Below are 21,993 nucleotides of genomic sequence, written 5' to 3' on the forward strand. Positions count from 1 at the left end.
AGAGGTGGATATAAATGCCTTGGGTAGAGGAAACATTAAGACAAGATAATTTTTTAGATGATATGTTTGATAAAGTATTTAGAAGATTTAAAGATAAATCAGGTAATTACTGGTGGCAAAATTTTAACAATCAAGTTCCAAAAGTAGATCTATATAAAATTACTTTTGAAAAAGGGTTATTTGTAAAAGGAGAAGAGGGATATCTACCTCCTTTTGAATCTCGAGAAGGTATGTTATGCATCACTCGGCATATGATTATGCGTAGGTGGGATAATGAGTATTTAGCATTCGCACAGTCAACAGGGGCTGTAAAAATTAACACTAAAGATATTCCTAGAGAAAAAGAAGGTTTCTTAGAATGGATTTCTAATTTTTATAGAAAATCTGTAGACTATACAACTGTTTATTCATACACACTAGACACATATGCTGGATATACGCATTATGTATCACCTAGTGGTGAACTTGCTCCAGTTACTATCATGAGTGAAAATCATGGTTTAGATATATTTAGGGATAGCATGGATATAGAGTACTACGGTGAGGATGAATACTATGAAAGTATGAAACAATCACCAATTATTACCATGCAATTAAAAGGAGATACAGGTGATCTAGTTGCCTCCATAGGGAAGTTGAATTATCGAACTAATACTAATTGGTGGGGGGACTCTTTAATTCAGCTAAAAGGTGTATTTGATGAGACAAGTGCATTTTTTACATTAAAAGTAGATTCAGCTCCTAGCTGGGAAAATAATATGGTGACTTTAATTCCCTTTTTCTTTGGAAATCTAGTATCTAAAAATACATCTTCGAAAAATGAAACACCAATCGCTATGCTTGGAGGTAGGCAAGTAGGAGAATTTTTTGATTTCGATAGTATAGAGACTAAAACTGAAATTTTACAACCTATCACAAGAAATTATGTAAACCATCCATCAAACGGAATAGATTCCGTTATGATCAAAAAAACAAAATATGGAGCACGTTATCAAGAACATTTTTTACGTTGGAACGTGCCACCTAATCTAATGCCACCTACTCGTGAAGAATTAAGACTGGTCAAAAATGCACAAGGAACCGAGAAAGAGGAAGAATATGTTCGTAAGTACCCAAGGGCATGGAATTATTTAAGATATGGTTACTATCAATACGATTTTCATGCATCTAGGTATAGTAATAAGATTCATACATCTCGCGCAACAGTCATGCATCCTGAAGATGGTGTATTAGGGTATATTCCTAATATCGTACTTTTGCCCGTTATTAATGTTTCTGAAGGTGAGAAATTAGTGTTCCCTTATTGGTGTGAAGAATGTAATGAATCTCAATATCAACCTGAGGTACCTAAAGAATCTACTAAATTAGAGTGGGGAATTGCTAAGAGTACAAGCAAACTGAATAATCTTCATGTGAATTTAGGAGATTCAACCAATAATTCTAATTCCAATTCTGATAAAGGTAATAAATTTTCTTATTATTGCGATGGATCAGTAAAGGCACAAGCAGTAGATGATACTTATTGGAATCCCTCTGTTATTACGCAAGATTATTTGGCTAACAGCACAGATGGTATTGGAAAGGAATTAAGCAAATCGTTCTGGGAGGGGCGAAATGATTGGTTAGATTATTTACAGGAGCCTCAAAGTCAGTATCATTTGGATAACTCTAAAATAAAAATTGAAGATTTTCATAAATTTTTATGGAAAACTTTAAAAGATATTAAAGATGAAGGTTATAGTTTACAAGATAAATGGCTAGATTTTAACGAGTGGGGAAAGGCAAATTTACCTTGTTTAAATGAATTGCAAAAAGCCTCAGTATTTATGTCGGCTAAACTCAATAAACCTGTCTTATTTTTCCCAGGTTCAGAGGGGTTTTTAAAGGGCGATATTTTAGATAAAATGCTTCCTTTAATTAAGAAAGTACCAAGTGTTATATATGATTGGATTGACTTTAATAATGTATTTATTGAAAACGAAGATGATACAGGTCTTGTTGGAGCTTGGGTAATGGATAGTTTTGCTACAGCAATGCATAGTAATGGGAAAAAGGAAAATATTTTATCTTCTTTTCGTTCTCTAGTTAACTTTGAACCTCAGGTACTGCTTTATAATATTTCAGCTGCCAAGGCACATCGACCATATGACTATATAAAACCTAACATGGGTTTTGGCAGTCATGTTGTTGATGGAGAATATAAAGCATATTATTTACCGGATATGACTAATGATAATTATATACCTTATGTTGCCGCAGAAGTAGCTGTACATGAGATGGGTCATGCATTATCTAATTATGGATATGACATATTAGGTGAAAAACTACATGAAATGCAAGAATGGTTAGATATTAGTGGGTGGAGCGAGAATATTGATGGTTCATTTAATGAACTAACGAAAAGCTCGCCGGGTACAGCGCTAGATAATGGAAAACTGGCTCCGGTATCAGATTATGGATGTTTTAGTCCGGCCGAAGATTTTGCTGAGGCCTTTATGATGTATATCATTAATAGACAGTTTTTAGCTAACAATTTTAAAGATAAACACGATTTTATAGTTAATAAATTAAAAGTGATGGGTATTGATCCAAAAATGTAGGAGGTAAAATATAATGATTCTTAAGATAAAAAGAGGAGAAGATTTTGCCTTTGTTGATAATGAAGGTGATATTCAACATAAAGTCAGAGTAAGCGGTAATAATGAATCTCTTGTAAAATCTCTAGATAATATTTTGAATGTTCAAACTGGAATAAGATTTAGAGGAGAGATTAAGGGGATTCCACCTAAATTAATTACAAAGAGCGGAGCAAATCCTTCAACAATCAATAAATCTAGTAAGTTATATCTTATGGAATATTTCAAAAGAGACTTAGAGTTACAAGGATTTACCGTGGAAATTATAAAAGCGTAGAGGTGATTTTGATATGGCATTAACTCCCGTTCCTAATTTATCAGTACCGCAAAATAAAGGGTTTAAAGGAACAGATTCACTACCAATTATACATTCAATTAGATGGAGGCATTTACCATCGAGGTACATTTTTAAAGACGTAGATGACGTAATTACATATCATACTCATGGGCCACTTACTATAGATATTAACAAGCATGGCGTATCTTATCTTGATGTTTACTTCCTAAAAGATACTGAAATCGTTGAAGTAACAGCATATATCAGATTTTTAAGAGAAAAAGATCAGCTTTTAATAGAGGAACCCTATAAAATTGGAGAAGCTGGGGCAGTAATTGCTTTAGAGGATGATGAAGTAAACCATGAATTAAGGAGAGTTAAAGGAATTGCTTTTACGCAAAAAGACCTAGGTGATGGTACACCTATGTACGACTTTATAAATATGTCTAAAGAAGGCATTTATGAAGTCTGGATAAAAGTAATTACAGGGTTAGGAAAAGAAATGCATTTAAGGGTTCCTTTTCAATGGGACAACTTGGTGCCTAGCATTCCTCCAGAAAAAGATGGTCATGATTCTGATGATGCGGGCAAGGATAACAAAAAATCAGAATATAATGATGAATATTACGTGACGATTGTAGAGGGGGAATCAGCTTTTACTAAAAGGCCTTCTACCCATTTTAGAATGGCAGGTATAGGTATGTTAAAAGATGCGGGTTGTTTTAAAAGAATAGAGACTCCTGTATTAGAACCAATTTCAAGGCCTTCAAAAATACAGATTATTAATGATATCCCAATTAGTAGCTGTGGTTTAAATTTAATTACATCACGATTTAATAAGGTAGTAGGAGAGGTTGTTACATTCTCGCTTGTACACACAAATAAATCTGGTATTCTACGCATTGATACGAACTATGATAAGAATGGTTTAAAGAGTCTTGGGAATGGAACATTTAAAGTTATTAATAAGGGCGTATATAAAATTACATTTATTGTAACGTATAACGATGGACAAGAATGTATAACTGAGGGGACTATTATTGGCGAATTTATTTGTGAATTAAACATTACTGGTCCTTCTTTAAAATCACATGTAGGAGATTCAATTGTTCTTCATTTAGATCATGGACAAAATAGTTCAGCTTCTAATATAGGTGTACTTGTTCAAACCCCTCCTAAAGTCATGCAGACAGGAAATTACACTTTTACTAGTAGTTCACCAGGAGTATATTCAATTAAATTTATCGTTGATTATGGTTTTGGAGTTTGCGAAAAAATAGTGAATATTGAATTTATCTCAAAAAATATTCCCCCTGAAAAACCAGAAGGCGGAGGTGGAAAACCAGAAGGCGAAGGCGGAAAACCAGAAGGCGAAGGCGGAGGCGGAAAACCAGAAGGTGAAGGTGAAGGTGGAAAACCAGAAGGCGAAGGCGGAAAACCAGAAGGTGAAGGTGGAAAGCCAGAAGGCGAAGGTGAGAAACCAGGTAAAAATGTACTAAAATGCGGACAAACGGCACAGGGTGGCATGGGATATGGGGAATATATTCATGCTGTAAGTGAAGAGGGCATCTGCTATGTGGAATATGATTTCTTCTCTGCACCAGATAGGATGCGAGTATTTGTTAATAATGAATTAATTTATGATACTTCACGTAAAATGGAAAAAGAAGGAAGTCCGTTTGGTTTTTATTATAAACCTGATGATGGGGAATTAAGAGTAGTAATGAATGATGGTCAAGATAAAGGAAGCAGGTGGAGTTATACCCTTTATTGTGGAAGTAGTGTACCTTCGGATGTAAAACTAAAAGCTAAAATTCTTAATTAGACATGAGTGTTGTTAACAGAATAAAAAGACTACTTATAATGAATTTAAGTAATTAGTTGCAACTTATTACCTACTCATAACGATAACTAAGTTGCAGAATAAGGGCGGGTAAAATCTCGTCCTTAATTAATAGAAAGAGAGGTGTAGAAATGCCGTATATTGATAGCACACCTGCACTTTCCCCTTATAAGGTTCGTGAAGGTAACTTACAACACGGTTTTATGGATTTACTGATTAAACACGGTTGGACCAAAGTAGTAGAGTTTAAAAAAGCTGTAACAGGGTCTTATTATGTTACAGATCATCCTTTAGAAGGAAGGCATGATGAAAAATTTACAGTTGCCAATCATATTATTCTACGTAATGCACGAGGTGATTTGTTTGGTTTTGCTGTAGTTGCAGATTGGAAGGAGTTTACTGCTCATGATAAAGGGATTCCATATTACAATGCTTTTAAATCAACAGCTACTGAAAAAGAGGCCCTTATTAACTATATGGCCAAAGAATTTGAAAAAAGAAAAGTAAATACATCTCTTTATTTTTATATGTTGGAAAAATTACCAGATGTAAAAGAGGGAGATAAATTATTTACCCCATGGGGAACGGGATCTAGTGCAGATGAAAAACGACTTCAAATGGCTTTAGATATTGAAGTTACACAAATTGATTTTAAGTCTACAAGTGCTGGTTCAGAATTTGTAAAACAAGCGAATCCTGTTGTGATGCAGTCGCCTATTGTAGAGTCATCTCTACGTTCACCATTACTTGAAAATATTGATTACCCTTATATGCATACAAATTGGTGGGTTGATTCGGAAATTAATATTAAAGGACATATTGACAGTAATAGTCTTTTCTTAATTATCCAAACGGATAATACACCAATGTGGGAAAATAATGTCGTACCTATTGTACCGATTTACTTTGGCGATATTGAAGCAATAGATGAAGGTGATCCTGCTATCGCATTATTCGCAGGAACTGTTCCAAAAGGTACTGATACAAATGGCGTTGCTGCTTATAACTTTGATGATATTAAGATTAAAGGTGGGCGTCAAATTATGCCTGTCCTGAAAAAATATCCTTCTAATCCATCTAATGGTGTTGACTCTGTAATGGTGAGTCGTACTAAATTAGGTTCTCGTTATCAAAGTTATTACTTGTCTTGGAATGCACCTGCACAAGATATGCCTCCTAAGCGTGTATCTGAAGTAGGTAATAAACAATACCCACGAGCATGGGAACGAATTAATAATTATCAATTCAATCCTTCACGTTATTCGGATAAAGTACAAACTTCATTTATTTATCTGATTCATCCAGAAGAAGGAGTAAGAGGATATTTAAAGAACTCTGTAGGATTTAATTCAATTAATATGGGATCTAGTGAATTAAGAATTCGTCAAGAGAGTTGTCCAGAAAAGGTTTTTGATGTATATCAGTGTGTCCCAGTTAGTGCAATTTCACCACTAACGAAGCGACCATCCACACAATTTCGACCAATGGGATTAGGGTTGTACAAAGAAGCACTAAATACTTCTAAGAAACCAGCAGCGAATAAGACTCTAGTTAATGTTTCTAACCTAAAAGCTACAAATCCACAAGAAGGAACTGTATTACTTACTTGGACAAATCCGAATGATATGGAGCTCTCAACGGTTAACATCTTCGTAAATGGTATGAAGTATGCAACAGGTGTCACTGAAGTAGAATCATATACTATTAAAAATGTGACAAAAGGAAATGGTGTAAAAATTAAACTAGTTTCTGTAGACATGAAAGGTAATGAATCTGCAGGTATTGAAGTATCTGTGAACGTAATGTAGTAATGCAACTTACATGTTATGAAAGAAAGGTACCTACCTATAATATACATGATATAGAAGAATTACTATTTATAAAACTAATTAACCTATTATTAAAATAAAATGATGAAGTGGGTGATGAGATGCCATATATTGATTCAACTCCTCAGGATTATCCCTCTAAGTTTGAAGAAGATAACTTGCAGGACGTATTTGCACAAATGTTAATTGATAACGGTTGGACGTTAGTGAGGAACTTTTATAAAGCTGCGGTAGATACTAGGGCGTACAATCGCCGAACGGATCAAGTCAATTATGCAATTGCAAGACATACCATTTTTAGAAATGCAGATGGGAAATTGCTAGGTTTTGCGACAATTAGCCAATTCCCTCTTAAGTACAAGTATGAAAAAAAACAGCCTATTCGTAGACCTCACGATGATACCGATCCTAATGATCCTAACTTTAAAATGAAGCCTACTTGGGATGAATGGATTAAACAAAAGTATGTAGATAATACAACAAGAACAAACTTGTATTTCTATATGTTAGAGAAGTTACCAAACTCTAATCTTGTTAAAGAAGATGGTATTGTTTCTATCGTTACTATGCCAGGTATGGGTGGTACATCCTTTGAGCAAGACAGAGATAGGGATAGAGATGACTGGTCTAAGTGGTGGTATGAGTATTTTGAAGGAAACTACCATGTAGAAGATAGAGACTACGATCCAGAAGACTTAATTTATGAAGAAAAATTATTATCAGCTTCTCCTTTCCATGTAATACGTTCAGCACTAGATATTGAAGTGTTAGAAACACGTTGGGATACTGATATGCAAGAAGCGGTAATTGAAAAAGCTGATCCTCGTGTAATGCAGTCACCAATTGTTAAGACTACATTGCGCGCTGAATTTTTAGAGCATATAAACGATCCTTTATGGCATACGAACTGGTGGACAGATTCAGAAGTTCGTGTCAAAGGTCATATTGATAGCACAACATTTTTCCTAGTTCTTCAAGCTGATACAGCCCCTGTTTGGGAGAAGAATTTGGTTCCGACTATACCGCTATATTTCGGTAAAGTAAATTCTTTAGATGGAGATAAAGATGAAGGCTATGCATTATTTTCAGGAACTATTCCACCTGTAAAACGTGTGGATTCAACTAGAAAAGAAACTACATTTTCTTGGCGGAAAATTATGCCTGGAGATACAATCCTTTATGTCAATGATGCAACGAAATTACCTGAGGCACCAGCGTTGTTAACGATTAATGGTACAGAGGTAGTTAAACTAATTGAGAAAAAAGGTAACTATTTAACTGTTGAACGTGCGCAACTAGGAACATTCATGCGTGCACCTTATTGGGACACAGGTGCGACAATTGCTCGTCTATCGACTAACAACGCTAGCAAACGAGTGAAGAATGAAGATGTAGTATCTTTATTTGATTTTGATGATCCTGGCGCAACTGTTGGCGAAACAATTTATCCTTTACTTAAATTGTATCCACATCATTCTTCAAATGGTGTAGATTCTGTAATGGTTTCCCGTTCAAGATTTGGTGCACGTTATCAGGCTCACTATCTCTCATGGAACGCACCTTCGAACCAGCTACCACCAAATAGAGTAGATGAAATTGGTAAGAAATATCCGAGAGCATATAATCCTGTTGAAAAAACTAACAATTATAAATATCAATTTAATACTTCCCGATACTCAGATAAAGTACACTCCTCTCGAATTTATGTAGTTCATCCTGAAGAGGGTGTGAGGGGGTATTTAGATAAAGCAATTGGTTTTAACTCACAAGGAATGAGTGCAACGAACTTACGTGTTGCAAAACAAAACTGTCCGGAAAAAGTTTATGAAATGTATAAACCACATAGTATAGGTGCGGTATCTCCTCTAACGAAGCTACCTGTTACACCTTTCCGTCCTGTAGGTTTGGGGATTTATTCTGAGGACTTTAATCCAAATGAAGTTCCTCACGACATTAAGAATGATAAAACTCCTCCAGGAGAAGTGAAGATTACTAAAGTATTAAGTCCAATATCACAGACTATTGATGTAGAATTTGAACTTCCTACAGATAAGGATTTAAAGCATGTCAATATCTACTTAGATGGTAAGATCTATGCTACTGGAATTACTGGAACAACTTATTACAGATTAATGGGATTAAACACAGGATTTAAACCTGAGATCAAAATTACTACGGTGGATTCAGCCGGTAACGAATCTGTAGGTATTACTGCAACACCTATAGAGGTTTCTTAATAAATATAGAAGGGGTGACCAATATGTCATTAATTAATACAGATGGATTTTTCGATGTAGATTTGTCCGTGCAACTTCTACCTTTAGATTTAGAGAAGTTGTTTAATGCGGGAGGATGGAGTACTTTAGGGAAATACCGTGCGGTATCGCCTTTAACAGATGCAAATGGAAAGAAGGATTCATACCGAAAAACTTTTGCTGAAACTTTTCTATTTGAATCGAAAGGTAGCGATAAACAACATCGCTACTTTGGATTCACCACAGGTTATGGTGGAAATGTGAGAAAGCTTGGAGAGGAACCTGTAATTTCAAAAGATACATTTTTAGGTGAAATGAAGGATGTAACTCCTAGTGGGGCCAAAAAAACAAAGACAGTATTTGAATTTATGGTTAAACCAGTTATTCCTTCTAGTGTAATTTTATATCGTGAAGATGGTTCAATGATTGACCAAGCTACAACAAAGTATTTAATAGATGGAGAGAAAGGGACTGTAACATTCAATGATAGTCAAGTAGGTAAGGTTTTTTCTACATACTCGCTTACAGATAATGCTCCAGATCTAGTAAAACGCTTATGGTTCTTTACGTTTGAAGGATTTATCCCTACTCGATTTATTTTACGTTCTGAACGCCCTGACTTGGCTGAGCTAGAAGACAAAAAAGGTGGAGTATTTAGCTTTAAAATGAAGAAAGGGAACCAACGTATCCGCGAGAATTCATATAAGTTCTATGATAAATTAACTGGAACAGTACCCCTTGATTCCGCTGATTATACTGTGGACCATGAGGCCGGTACAGTAACGTTTTCAGGAGGAACTGAGCCGTTAGCATTATTCGCTGACTATGAATTAGAATATGTAAAAGATGCAAACGGTAGTTATGGAGATATTGAAGTAAATAAGTTTAATCCGCAAGTTCCAACAGAACTTATGGGGGCCGCTTATGATGCAGTTCGCTTTGTTTATCCTTCATTACCAACAGCCGTATCGTTTATTCCGCAAAATGATATCGGTTTAGGATGGGGACGAGATTCTCAAGTTTATTATTGGGGAAATATTACAAAGGACCGTATCGTTTCTTACTTCCGTTTAGATCCTGCGCCGGATCCTGAAAGTACGTTCTTTGCACCATTATATATTGGACGTCTATCGACAATTGGTAAGACTCCTCGAATGAATAATGTAATTATTGGTGGAGCTCGTTCTGATGATGAGATTCAATATAAAGCGGGCATGAAATTAGGACGTAGTGTAGTTGACTATGGTGTAAATACATCTAATGGTAATAGTTCTGTACTTGTACAGCGAACTGTTGGCGGGGCAATGTATCAAAAACATTACTTAGCATTTATTACTCATGATGCTGACGTAGATCCAAGCCATGAGTCTCGTTTTAATCCGTCTGTATATTCTAATAAATATCACATTTCGCCAATGTATATTGTTCATCCTTCTGATGGTTATGTGGGTAGACTAGATGAAGTTTATGCAATTCATCCAAAAAATATCTCACAATTAGATGAACTAGAAGTAAAAGAACGATCTGAAAACGAGCAAGTAGGTACAGGAGATGGAGCAATCAAAGAGTTTCATTTATTCCATAGACCTACAATCGATGATGAATTTGAAGTTCGCTTAGTAAGTTCAACTGGATGTAATACGTTAACTAAAGCGAATTATGTTGAATATAAAGCAGATACACCTCCAGCTGCTGGGAAATTTACAGTAGATGGTTCTACCAAACGATTAATTTTGGGTGATGCTCCAAAAGATCGCGTAGAAGTGATTGTTTCTTATAATTACGCCCAAACATATCGTTACACTTTAGCAGATACACCTAGAACACCTTTCCGTTTAGCGAACATGACTCCATATGCTCCTATTGGACTTGGTTTCTTAAAAGAAAATTTATAATAACCGCAACTAAGTCATGACTTGTACCGAATACTACGGTGCAAGTCTTACTTTGTCGAAAGGTGGGTGGTGGAAAATGAGTAACAGTAAGCATTATTTACTCAGTTTCACTACCCTTTTTTATAATAAAAAGGGATATGTATTCAGGTTCAATCGTCATCAAAATGTACCTAATCTAGATGTTGTCCCATTGGCTTTTGATCCTTGGAATAGGTATAGTGCGTTAGCTTTAGATGATATGAAAATGGGTACAAAAGTGAAACGAGCGGCTGGTGCGATGCACTCTGTATTAGCTGATTACAAAACTATATTTGAAGGCTCCAATTTAAATTTAGAAAAAGGTAGTCTTATTTATATAGCGGAGGTAGGAGAAGCATTAACTAGAGGGGATAAAAGTGCACGACAAGGGGATTTAATAGAAATAACAGAGAATAAGGATTTTTACGCTTATTTTGGAGAAGTTATTAGTCAAATTAATACAAATCTAGTTAAGAAACTAAACAAATATGACTTGAAATCTAGTAAAAAGTCGATGATTCATACAGAAACTCCATTTGAATATAAAAGTAGTAATAAGAGGGTTTATAGTGAAAGGAATTCATATGATTTCAGCTTTTTGAAAGAGTTAATTGGAGAAAATATTAGTTTAGAACTACTCGAGTTATTACCGAGTTTTGGTCATAATCAAGTAAAAGAATTAGCAGATGTATTATTTAAAAGTGGGCAAATTAATACGGAAGAAAGATTACTAACCTTACAATATGGCGAGAAAGTTGTAGAAATAGCAAAAGCCAATTTTTTAAAAGTGGTTTTGAATGCTCTCTATAGCCAATTGGATAAGGGGAACAAATTAAGTGAATTTGGGAAAGAGCCCAATAAGATTGAGAACTTTAAAGTTATTTTTACAAGTTATCCTGATGAAGGAATATTAAAAGGAAAAGATACACCAATTCAAGGCGTTCTGAATTTAGGAGATATAGGTGAATCCTATAAAGGAATTTTAGGTTTTCTGCAAAAGCATGAAATGAGTAATGGAAATAAGCTGTTATCAAGTAAGGTTGCAAATACTGAAACAGGATCTTTAATTGCATTAGAAGGAAACGTTTCTCAGGATAGTAGAGGGAATTATCATTTATATGGATTAGTCCCATTTGATGTATATGAGGCGTATATTGAACCTAAAATTTACGAGGGTGTGTCTCATATAGCTACATTAAGTGAAGCGAGTGAAGTCTATAGATTAATGAATCAGAAAGCTTCATTAGATGAAACACGAAACGTACATGATGTAATTATTCAGGGTTTAGGTGCAGGTAAGAATATTTCAGACGGAAGAGTAGATTCAATGACAGTACCAAGGGCAAATGTGAATTATACTTTGAATGATTTTAGTCAGTACATTGGTAGTACCTCTTTCAAGTCTGTAAAACAGCTAATTCATAGAATGGAAGATAGTAAATCTTATCAGTATACGAAGAATAGTGAGAAATTTATCATTGCAGATAAGTATAAAAATGTTCAAAATAATTTATCAGGATTCGAATTAGGTCAGGTTTACCATTCTGGTTCTGAGTCACTGGATATGGAAAAAACACAAAGCAAATCATTTAAGTATGGATTTGAAGATTCAGTATTAAATAGTAATTTTAGTAGTCATTATCAAGCGAATGTTACTACTTTATTGGATAGCACAGAATTTATTCGTGAAGCAGAAAAGTTAAATCTACTTAGTGGAGATAGAAATTACCAAGTTGGTGAAAAGGTTGTTATAAATTCCGGTGAAACATTCCAGATTCAAAATGGCCATTTGAATAATTTAGAGAATGGTGCTAATCGTTTTGCTTTTAAAGGGGAATTAATAGCTACAGAACAGGCCTTTAGCAATGAGGATATGATAGATGTTGAACTTAACGAGTTAAATACAATGCAAACTCACTCTTTATTAAAGGACGCTAAAATAGATGGTTTTTCTTCAAGTGTGTTGGAACAATGTGAAGATGTAGTGGTTACACATGTAGTAAAAAAGAGTGAAAAGAAAAAAACAAATGAAACAAAAATTGAACAAAATATTTCTGTTAAAAATAGTGTAGCTGATTATGAGATAACTATAGAAAATGAAATTAAGTATCATCTAGATAAAGAATTTGACACATTTATTTCAACAACTACCTTAAGTGATCAAAGAGAAATCGTAGTTGATATTTCGAATGACTATGGAGATTTTGGGGAGATAGAGAAGAATTTAGAACTTTATGTAGAAGAACAAAGTGTAGTAAATAAACCCGAAAAGAACATGGAAATTCAGCAAGACACACTAATCAATTCAAAACTTGAAAAGATATTTGAATCTTATATTCAAGATAGTAATGTAGTAAATCAATTGAAACAAGAAGAAGAAATAAATTTAGTGAATTTTTTAGATGCTAAAAGTGAAAAGGTATTGAATGCTGATGTATCAACCAACATGATAGCAGATGATATACAGAGAGAAGAAAAAGCTCATGTTGATAATCTAATTGGATTGGAATTAGAAAATATAGTTGAAACCTATATTCAAAATAACGATTCAGCAGCGCTTGCAGAACGAGAAGAAGAGCTCAATGAAATATATCTAATTGATGCTGTTCTAGATAATACAAGAGACTTGTATTTATTAGATAGTAGTAGAGCGAATCAAACTGATCATAAAGAACAGGTATATATTGAGAAGTTAGTTAGTTCGAAGCATGAAAAGATATTAGAAACGTATGTGCAAAGCGGTAATATGGCAGAACAAAATGAAATTAGAAAAGAAACGCTAGAGACGTATGTACAAAATATTAATAAAGCAAAACGAATGAACGAAGAAGAACTACATGTCGAGAAGCTACTAAGCACTAATTTTGAAAAAACGTTAGAAACGTATGCGCAAAGTGGTGAGATAGCAGAACAAATTGAATACGAAGAAGAAACAGCTGTAGAAAAACTGTTAGGCATGAATTTGGAAGAAACGCTAGAAATGCATGTGCAAAGTATGGATAGATTGGATCAATTACAATGTGAAGAAGAACTACATGTCGATAAACCACTAAGTATGAATTTGGAGAAAACACTAGAAACGTATGTGCAAAGTGGTGAGATAGCAGAACAAATCAAACGCGAAGAAGAAACAACAGTAGAGAAATTGTTAGGCATGAATCTGGAAGAAACGTTAGAAATGCATGTGCAAAGTATAGATAGATTAGACCAATTACAACGTGAAGAAGAACTGCATGTCGATAAACCGCTAAGCATGAATCTTGAAAAAACACTAGAAACGTATGTACAAAATGGTGAGATAGCAGACCAAATTGAACGCAAAGAAGAATTACACGTCGATAAATTACTAGATATGAATCTGGAAGATACGCTAGAAGTATATATGCAAAGTGACGATAGAGCATTTCAAAATCTTCGTGAAGAGGAAAATTACCTCATTAATCTAAGTACAGCAAAATCTGATGGGATAATTGATAGTGTTGTCTATAAGGAAAATACAATGTCAAATATGGCTGAAAAAGACAATGGTATTTTATTGGATTATGTATCAGAAGGTATAGTAGGAGAGACTTATGAAACGTTAATAGAAGAGGTAGAACCATTAATTATTCATAAAGAATATGAAACAATGATACAAGATGTAGAAAGCGCATTAAGTGGAAGTGAAATCCACGTTGCAGTAGAAAAAAAACATTTAGCTCATCTGTTTAACATATTTGATATTGAAATGAACAATCAAGTTCTAACCAATGTAGGGAAAGAAAAGGATGCTACCATTGAAGATACAGTTTCAGGTAATCAAACAAATGAAATTGGAGTTGTAGTTACTGATGGGGCTCTTATGAGTTTGGGGGATACTTATGAGTCAATTATTGATTCTACTATTAAAGGTGAAATGGGTGCAACTATAGACACTGTAGTTATAGATGCGAATTTAGCAGATCACCATGCATCAAATGAAGTGGATATTGCAACAATTGAATTCGTAAATAGTGGTAATGATAGAGAAACAACATTAGAAGAAATAGAGTTTGCAGGTTCAGAAAGTAATTTCGAAACTACTATAAATCACTATGATTTTGCGAGTAATAGTCAAGAAACAGATTCAATTATAAACAATAATGAAATGGGAATTTCGGGAATTCATGTAGATACAGAGGTGGAAGAAAGTACCTTAGCAGAATGTAATGTATTCTTAGATGTTATCCAAGAACAATTTGATAAAACAATATTACGTAAAAATAGAAAAATGACAATAGAAGATGAAATGCAAACAGAACAGGTAAATAAGAAGAAAATAAGGATTTTCCAAGAAGAAGAGGGAAGTTCAAGTAATGAAACTATAATGATACTGGATGAAGAAGAACAGATAAACATTAATTCTGCTTCAAATATCACAATAGATAGTGAAACTACAACGAAAAAATTAATATCAAATACAATGTCTATAGAAGATGAGAGATTGTTAAATATTAATAAAGGGAATTATGGATTTATTGATGAAATTGATGAGGGAATGCATTCGAATTCAAATATAATTTCTATAGAAAATGAAGTGGATTTAAATATTGAAAGACAGCATGAAATGAATGTAATTGATGAAGATGATACAGGTATAGGATTACCTGAACCAGATAAGCCATGGGATGAAAAAGAAAAGGATAAAGTATGGCTCATTATGGGTAAACCATTCCCTGCATGGAATGGTTGGAATATCAAGAAGACGCGATAGGAGGAAGTTACTATTGAGCATTCATAGGGTTCAGACTGGACTTATTTTTGACGATAATTTTGAAACACTTGATTCACGTTGGATCGTATCCCCTACTGACTCTTATACGTACAGTGATTCTGATAAACAATTAGTACTTAAACACAACGCTACTGATAGAAGTACAAATGCTCTTTTTTCTCTTCCTCAAAATGAAGATGAATTGTTACTACAAGTGCATTCGAACTATACACCAAAATATTTGGGAGATGAAGGTGGACTTGTTATTTGGAAGAATGCTCTTGAGAAAGTTGAGTTTTTGGAAAGTGAAGATAGCATTTATGAGAATACCTATAATATTTGGAGAACAGTAAAAAAACAAAATCTGTGGACCTTTTTTGCAGAGCGAGGAAATGCGTGGGAGCTATTTGACTCAACAATTTGTATCGATCCAGCTATGGCTGGAGTTGTATTAAAAGGTACGCCAAGGGATGGGTATACACCCCTTATTGTAGAAAGGGTTATCCTGTGTAAGGGTACCAATATTAGTGTTGGTAATTTAAATAGCTTTTATAAAGTTGAGTTAATTGATTATGAAAGAAATGTTGTAACTACTCAAATAGTACCAGATGGATATTCAGGTATAGATATTGAATTACCTACCATTCCTTTTAAGGGGAAAATCAGAGTTTACGATAAGGGTGAGACTGGTGAGTATGTTTTAATAGATGAACAAAAAGAATACGCTGAAATGTACGGAGGAGATCTGTTTTTAAGAGGTACAAACTTAAAAGTCAAATGGAAAGGTCAAGAGTTAAGTGAAACAAAAGCTACACATTTAGGAGCACTGAAAAGTGACATAATTGAACAAAAATTGACTGTCTTAAACGATACTTCGGGAAATGTAGCAGAGAATATTGAAATTCAGATTGCTGTTTATAAAAAAGAGTTTGGCTGGGAATGGTGTGATCTTGCCACAGACAACAACGGTTCTCCTAATCAATATGAAGATACAACAATACGTATAGGAACGTTACATGAAGGAGAATCAAAGGATTTTTGGGTGAGAATTGCTAGGGTCGATACAACCGACCCTGAAAAAATAAAACAACAGATGAGACCTTCACACTTCTTCTTGGAAATAAGAAACGAATAAGGGGTGGCTAAATGGGAACAAGAATGAAGCTCCATAGATATAGTCCTATCACAAAAGATTGGGATGAAATATTACACCTTGTTGATCAGGATTTCGTGAAAACATATGGTACATCAAATCCTATTTTACCAGTTGGTCATACTTATGAACCAAATAAAGGGTTATTAAAAGTGTATTATAATGGCCGGCGTTTACTAAGCGGAGTTGATTATATTGAGTTGGATGATTACCACATCCATTTAGGTGTAGGTTCAAAAAATGAAGAGCGTTCTATACAGCTACAAATTGGTGATGAGGTGTACATAGAAGTCTATAAAAACCAATATTGTAGTAGGGGGCAAGCTACTATTAGTGGAACGCAATTTTATGACTTACAAAAAGAAGTATATGATGCTAGGCAATTCAGAGAGAGTGATAAGCCTCATATTTCATTAGATGCACGTTTAGATGAAATACAACGCCAGTTAGAATTGGTGTACGGTGGAAATTCTAGTGTAGATATAGATTATGAATATAACGAAAGAGGTCAAATTATTCGTGAAATTATCACGGGAGATCATACTATTATTCGAGAGTTTACGTATTATGAGAACGAGGCACCTATGGTAAAGGGTGAATTGAAAACAGAGACTGTATATTATACAGATGGTCTTGGAAGTCTATCTCAACAGGTTACAAGGGAATTTTCATATGATCCTGCAACTAGAAGACTATTAAAGACAACAGTACGAGGGGATAGCTAAGTCTATCCCTTTGTTAATTTCTAATGGAAAGTTCTTATAATGAAAGTGCATACCTCGATTTATAAGGAGGATAAATTTATGGATTTTATTGCTTACAATAGAGCGCATCTCAATAACAGGCGTATACGGAAGCTTGACGATAAAGTGATGGTATTTGTTGTGCCATCTATTGTACAAGTAGGTATTGTTCGTACAGAATTACGCTTCCCTTATGAGGGAGAGTTAATTGATGCGTATGTAACGTGCGGCACAATGGGAGAATCAAAAACGTGTATTGACATTGAAAGATGCAGTCAAAGTTCATATGATACAAGACCTATTTGGCATAGCATTCTTGCTGATGAACTTGTTATTGATGGAAAGAGCAAATCTAATCGTACGTCCTCTACACCATATTCTTTTAAACCATCACAACTAGCTGTTAATCGTGATGATCACTTTAGAATCAATATCAAAGAGGTAGGTAAGGGCGTAAAGGATATTACTGTAGAGTTGGTAGTTGAATTAGCTCTCGAAGAATAATAAATAATTCATCACAACTTTATAAAGAGATGTAGCGATAATTAAAGTGTAAATAAAAATTAGGAGGTCATTTATATGCCAGCACCACAAGTGAATTGGAGAAAACAAGACAACTCAGGAGCTGTACCGTCTTGGAATATTGGGACCATTGATGCAGGAACACCTTCCTCTGATTTTGGAGTATTAATTTGGAATAACTTTGCGGGAACAACAGATTTATCTACTATGACAAACTGTACTATTACGACAAAAGATAGTGCAGGTGGTAATACGGGTGAGTTAGTAACAAATAAATGGGTTGAGGTGACTGTTGCATCGGCAGCTGAAACTGGTCGCACACCTATTGGAGGTAATTCTACTCATCCAATTCAGGCGGGAGGAAATTCAACGAATACTGATGGTACGTTTTCTCCAAATGCAAATGAAATTTTAGGTGTTAAAAATGATGGTAATAAAACGAATGCAAAAGGAAATTATGCAGAAGTTATTCTTCGTGCCAATGTCCCAGGTAACGCGACAGCAGGAAACGTAGCATTCTTAACACGTGTTGCATATCAGTACGTATAAAAAATAGTTACTTCAATGCAATGAGGTAGGGGGAAGCAAATTGATTTTACAAAATGATAAATATACACATTCTCCTGTGGCACAGGATTTTATCTGGGTGGCTGAGTATCCTGACGGTACTCATCTCCCAGAATTTGATTTTAATACAAAAGAAGAGAATAGCTTTTATAAGATTGATAGAAATAAGCTTTTCCGGTTCGGATTAATTGGTCATGGTAATAAAATTTATTTTGAACGTGATGGTATTTTCAGTATAGCAGGTCATCGCATTCAGTTCTTTTATGAGTTTGATGGAAAAACTATACCTTTAAATGGTGATTTTAAGTATGACATTAACGATATTATCACATTTAAAGATGCAGAAGCATCAGGACTTGTGGCTGGTTATCAGGGAAACGGAATGCTATCGAATCGCATCACTCATTACAGCTTGGGTTATAAAACGAATATTAATGTAGAGGGTATTAACTTTCATTTTAAACCCATTGTAAAACTTCCACTTAACCAACCTGCCATGATTAATATACGAATGGTAGCTGATCAGAAATTAGATGGAAAATTGATTGTAGTAAAAAATGGACGAGTAGCTTTTGAAACTAAAGCGCCTCTTGAACCTAATATAGGTGGTGAATTGAATTGGATCATTCAATAAAGTTAACAAGAGAACAACTTCTAAATACCCTTTATGGTACATCTTATAACATGGATGGGAGTGTAGTAAAAGATACTGAAACGATTCGAAACTACACAATAGAAGTTATAGATAAGAAAGTTCACTTAAAAACATTTAATATACCAGTTCAAATCTTAGTAGAAAATGAATGGTGTGATATTGAAAATGTAGTAAGTGATGAAGATTTAAATCTAGTATATTCAACATTTCAAGAAGTTCATCTGGACAGTGAAATTATTTTAGATACAGATGATCCGAAAGGTATTTCTGTACGAAGTCGTGAACGAGTTCGCGATTTATCTAATTTAATCTCTGAAGCAGGTATTGTTTTGCCGAGGGAATTTACTTGGGTAGACGGGGCATCTGAAACAAGTGGCGTTATTATTTTACCACAAGATGACTACGATAAAGTATTTATTGCTACTGATCCGGACGAAGATGGAAATCCTTTAATTGTCTTTATTGAACAAAAGACAGAAAAGAATCAAGAAAGACCATACTTTGTAAAAGAAAAAGGTAAGACATATATATATGTTGACCATTTTTCTGGTGGAGGGGGAACACAGTCTAGTCCCTATATAGTTGAGGATGAAAAGGATTTAAATAATGTCCGGAGTAACTTAGGTGCTTACTACACTCAAACAAAGGATATTATTATGACTAGTTATCAAACTGGTTCTGGTTTTGCTCCAATTACTAGCTTTAAAGGTTACTATGATGGTGCGGGATATGATATTAAAGATTTATATATTAATCGTTCCCAATCTAATGTTGGTTTGTTTGGTGAACAAACCGGGGGAACTATTAAGCGTGTTCGATTAGTTAACGTAAATATTGTAGCCAACGGATCAATGGTTGGTGCTTTAGTAGGAAAGTCTGATGGAGATGTTGAAGATTGTGCCGTAATTTCGGGAACAGTTAAAAATGAGGGGAGCTCTGCTGGTCATACAGGAGGTTTAGTTGGCTACCAAAATGCAGGGAGTATCTTTAGAAGCTACAGTCATGCTGATGTGATGTCTTCAGGTAATAACTGTGGTGGTTTTGTAGGGACTGTTAATGGTGGATCTGTATCTCAATGTTTCTCAACAGGTTCTGTTACTGATTTAACAGTTGCTAAAAATGCTTCAAGTCATGGGGGATTTGTAGGTTCAGGAAGCAGCATATATACTTGCTATTACAATCTTACGAAACAAGGCGGAGTAGCTAAAGGTAGAGGCAATGCACTTAATGAAGCAGACATGAAAAAAGCTTCTTCATACTCGTTTGATTATCAGAATTTTTGGTATATTGGTGATTATAAAGTTAATAAAGGATATCCTGAGAATAGGAAGTTTATTAAGTATAGAAAAGGTAAAGGTACTTCAAATGATCCCTTCCTAATTTATAATCAATTTGATTTAGAACAGGTCCGTCATTTCGCGGATAAACATTTTCGTATGGAAAATGATATTATATTGAACTATCCCAAGTCGGGTTCTGGTTGGCTGCCAATTGGAATGGGGATGAGTAATTATAATAATGGCTGGTGGGCTAATGTTTTTGAAGGTACTTTTGATGGGAATAATAAGGCTATAGGTAACCTTTATATATATAGACGTTCAGCTAGTAATGTTGGGCTATTTTATGAATTATCTAGTTATGCTATTATAAAAAATCTTATTATTATCGATGTTGACATGGAAGTCGGAAATGAATCAGGAATTGTAGTAGGGAAAATGTCCAGTTATTCTAAATTACTTAATGTAAGTGTAAAGATGTTTAACGCATTTAATTACAAAGTCTTTGCTAAAGGAGGAAATGGAAACGGGTCAGGAGGAATGGTGGGCACTATGAATGATGGTACCACTATTGAAAACTGTCTTTTCGATGCACCTATGCAGCAACAAAGTGGATATTTTGGAGGAATTGTTGGAACTACCAATAGGACAGCTTTAATTTCAAAATGTACAGTATCAGGTATCTTTGATCAAGTTTCCGGGTATATGGGAGGAATTGTAGGTAATATTCCTTATATCCCCTATTACAGTAAATCAAGTCAAAGTATCAAGATACAAGATTGTGTTGTTCACGCTAATATGGCGAATGCATCTAACAGTTCAGGTATTATTGGTGGAATTCATTGCAGAAAAGAGCAATATTATAATTCTAATACAACAGGTCAATCGGGAGTATGGGGAGTAACAATTTCTAGAGTTATTATCACAGGCTATGCTAGAGCGTCAACTTTATCGTATTGGACATGGGATTATACCTATGGGGAAACTCCATCTTCTGGATATTTCATCGGTGAATGGATTCTTGATAATAGTTTCTATGATAGAAATAAAACTAGTGCAGGCTCTTATAATACACTTGAAGCCAAATATACACCAGAAATTCGACATTCTTCCACTTACGGTGCCTACGACTTCGTGAATATTTGGGCATTTGATGAAAAGAATCGAGAAGGAGATCCGGTATTAATTAAACATATCCCACCAAAACTTCCGATTTTAGGTTTTAGAAATGAAATAGGCCTGTACTATACTGATGAAGCAGGTAATATTTTACGATATTTAGAATATGGAACTTTGGTAGCGGGTAGTACCTCTGAGGCTTATCCAGTATGGGTGCAGAATAATGCTGATTTTCCTGTTAAAGATATGAATGTGTGGGTCGATCCACCTACAATAAAACCAGGTATTACAGTCCAACTAAGTTTATCAAACAATCCTTTTGTACCTATAGATGAAATACCTTTTCCTGGAACTATACCTATTGGAGACGCTAGACAGTTTTATATTAGGTTCTTGTCCGAAGTTACAGTTACAGAGGGTGGTACATTTGATATGAAGGCAAAAGCAAGTCCTGCTTAATGAGCTTTTCATC

General features: G+C 34.6%; 13 protein-coding genes. All 13 read left to right on the forward strand.

The genetic code is table 11. The annotated features are described in order from the left end of the window. Positions 1 to 14: 14 nt before the first annotated feature. The 13 genes from MR112_RS02695 to MR112_RS02755 all read left to right on the forward strand — a co-directional run bounded on the left by MR112_RS02695 (position 15) and on the right by MR112_RS02755 (position 21,980). Positions 15 to 2,600, forward strand: a complete 2,586-nt coding sequence (locus tag MR112_RS02695) for a hypothetical protein (RefSeq protein ID WP_242244755.1) — start codon at positions 15 to 17, stop codon at positions 2,598 to 2,600. A gap of 13 nt (positions 2,601 to 2,613) precedes the next feature. After that, positions 2,614 to 2,913 carry a hypothetical protein gene (locus tag MR112_RS02700; protein ID WP_000601028.1) on the forward strand — a complete coding sequence of 100 codons (300 nt, stop codon included), beginning with the start codon at positions 2,614 to 2,616 and terminating at the stop codon, positions 2,911 to 2,913. A gap of 13 nt (positions 2,914 to 2,926) precedes the next feature. Then, complete coding sequence (locus MR112_RS02705; protein ID WP_242244756.1) at positions 2,927 to 4,738, forward strand: hypothetical protein; 1,812 nt, start codon at positions 2,927 to 2,929, stop codon at positions 4,736 to 4,738. Between the two features lie 149 nt (positions 4,739 to 4,887). Further along, positions 4,888 to 6,564, forward strand: a complete 1,677-nt coding sequence (locus tag MR112_RS02710; protein WP_001146340.1) for a hypothetical protein — start codon at positions 4,888 to 4,890, stop codon at positions 6,562 to 6,564. Positions 6,565 to 6,686: 122 nt separating this feature from the next. Then, positions 6,687 to 8,822, forward strand: coding sequence for a hypothetical protein (locus MR112_RS02715; RefSeq protein WP_001146342.1), 2,136 nt, complete (start codon positions 6,687 to 6,689; stop codon positions 8,820 to 8,822). A 23-nt stretch (positions 8,823 to 8,845) separates the two neighbouring features. After that, on the forward strand, positions 8,846 to 10,735 hold the full coding sequence (locus MR112_RS02720) for a hypothetical protein (protein ID WP_242244757.1): 1,890 nt from the start codon (positions 8,846 to 8,848) through the stop codon (positions 10,733 to 10,735). 76 nt (positions 10,736 to 10,811) lie between these two features. Continuing rightward, positions 10,812 to 15,485: a hypothetical protein gene (locus tag MR112_RS02725; protein ID WP_242244758.1), complete on the forward strand. Its 4,674-nt coding sequence runs from the start codon at positions 10,812 to 10,814 to the stop codon at positions 15,483 to 15,485. A 13-nt stretch (positions 15,486 to 15,498) separates the two neighbouring features. Next, positions 15,499 to 16,620, forward strand: a complete 1,122-nt coding sequence (locus MR112_RS02730) for a hypothetical protein (RefSeq protein WP_242244759.1) — start codon at positions 15,499 to 15,501, stop codon at positions 16,618 to 16,620. Positions 16,621 to 16,631: 11 nt separating this feature from the next. Beyond that, positions 16,632 to 17,363, forward strand: a complete 732-nt coding sequence (locus tag MR112_RS02735; RefSeq protein ID WP_000537240.1) for a hypothetical protein — start codon at positions 16,632 to 16,634, stop codon at positions 17,361 to 17,363. A 78-nt stretch (positions 17,364 to 17,441) separates the two neighbouring features. Further along, entirely contained in the window at positions 17,442 to 17,885 is a 444-nt protein-coding gene (locus MR112_RS02740) for a hypothetical protein (RefSeq protein ID WP_000345536.1), read from the forward strand. Positions 17,886 to 17,960: 75 nt separating this feature from the next. Next, positions 17,961 to 18,452: a hypothetical protein gene (locus MR112_RS02745; RefSeq protein WP_001111326.1), complete on the forward strand. Its 492-nt coding sequence runs from the start codon at positions 17,961 to 17,963 to the stop codon at positions 18,450 to 18,452. A gap of 40 nt (positions 18,453 to 18,492) precedes the next feature. Continuing rightward, positions 18,493 to 19,104, forward strand: a complete 612-nt coding sequence (locus MR112_RS02750; RefSeq protein ID WP_242244760.1) for a hypothetical protein — start codon at positions 18,493 to 18,495, stop codon at positions 19,102 to 19,104. Next, positions 19,089 to 21,980: a halomucin gene (locus MR112_RS02755; protein WP_242244761.1), complete on the forward strand. Its 2,892-nt coding sequence runs from the start codon at positions 19,089 to 19,091 to the stop codon at positions 21,978 to 21,980. Before MR112_RS02750 ends, MR112_RS02755 begins: the two co-directional genes overlap by 16 nt. Positions 21,981 to 21,993: the final 13 nt, after the last annotated feature.

The sequence above is a fragment of the Bacillus cereus group sp. BfR-BA-01330 genome, from assembly GCF_022663885.1.
Classification (GTDB): domain Bacteria; phylum Bacillota; class Bacilli; order Bacillales; family Bacillaceae_G; genus Bacillus_A; species Bacillus_A cereus.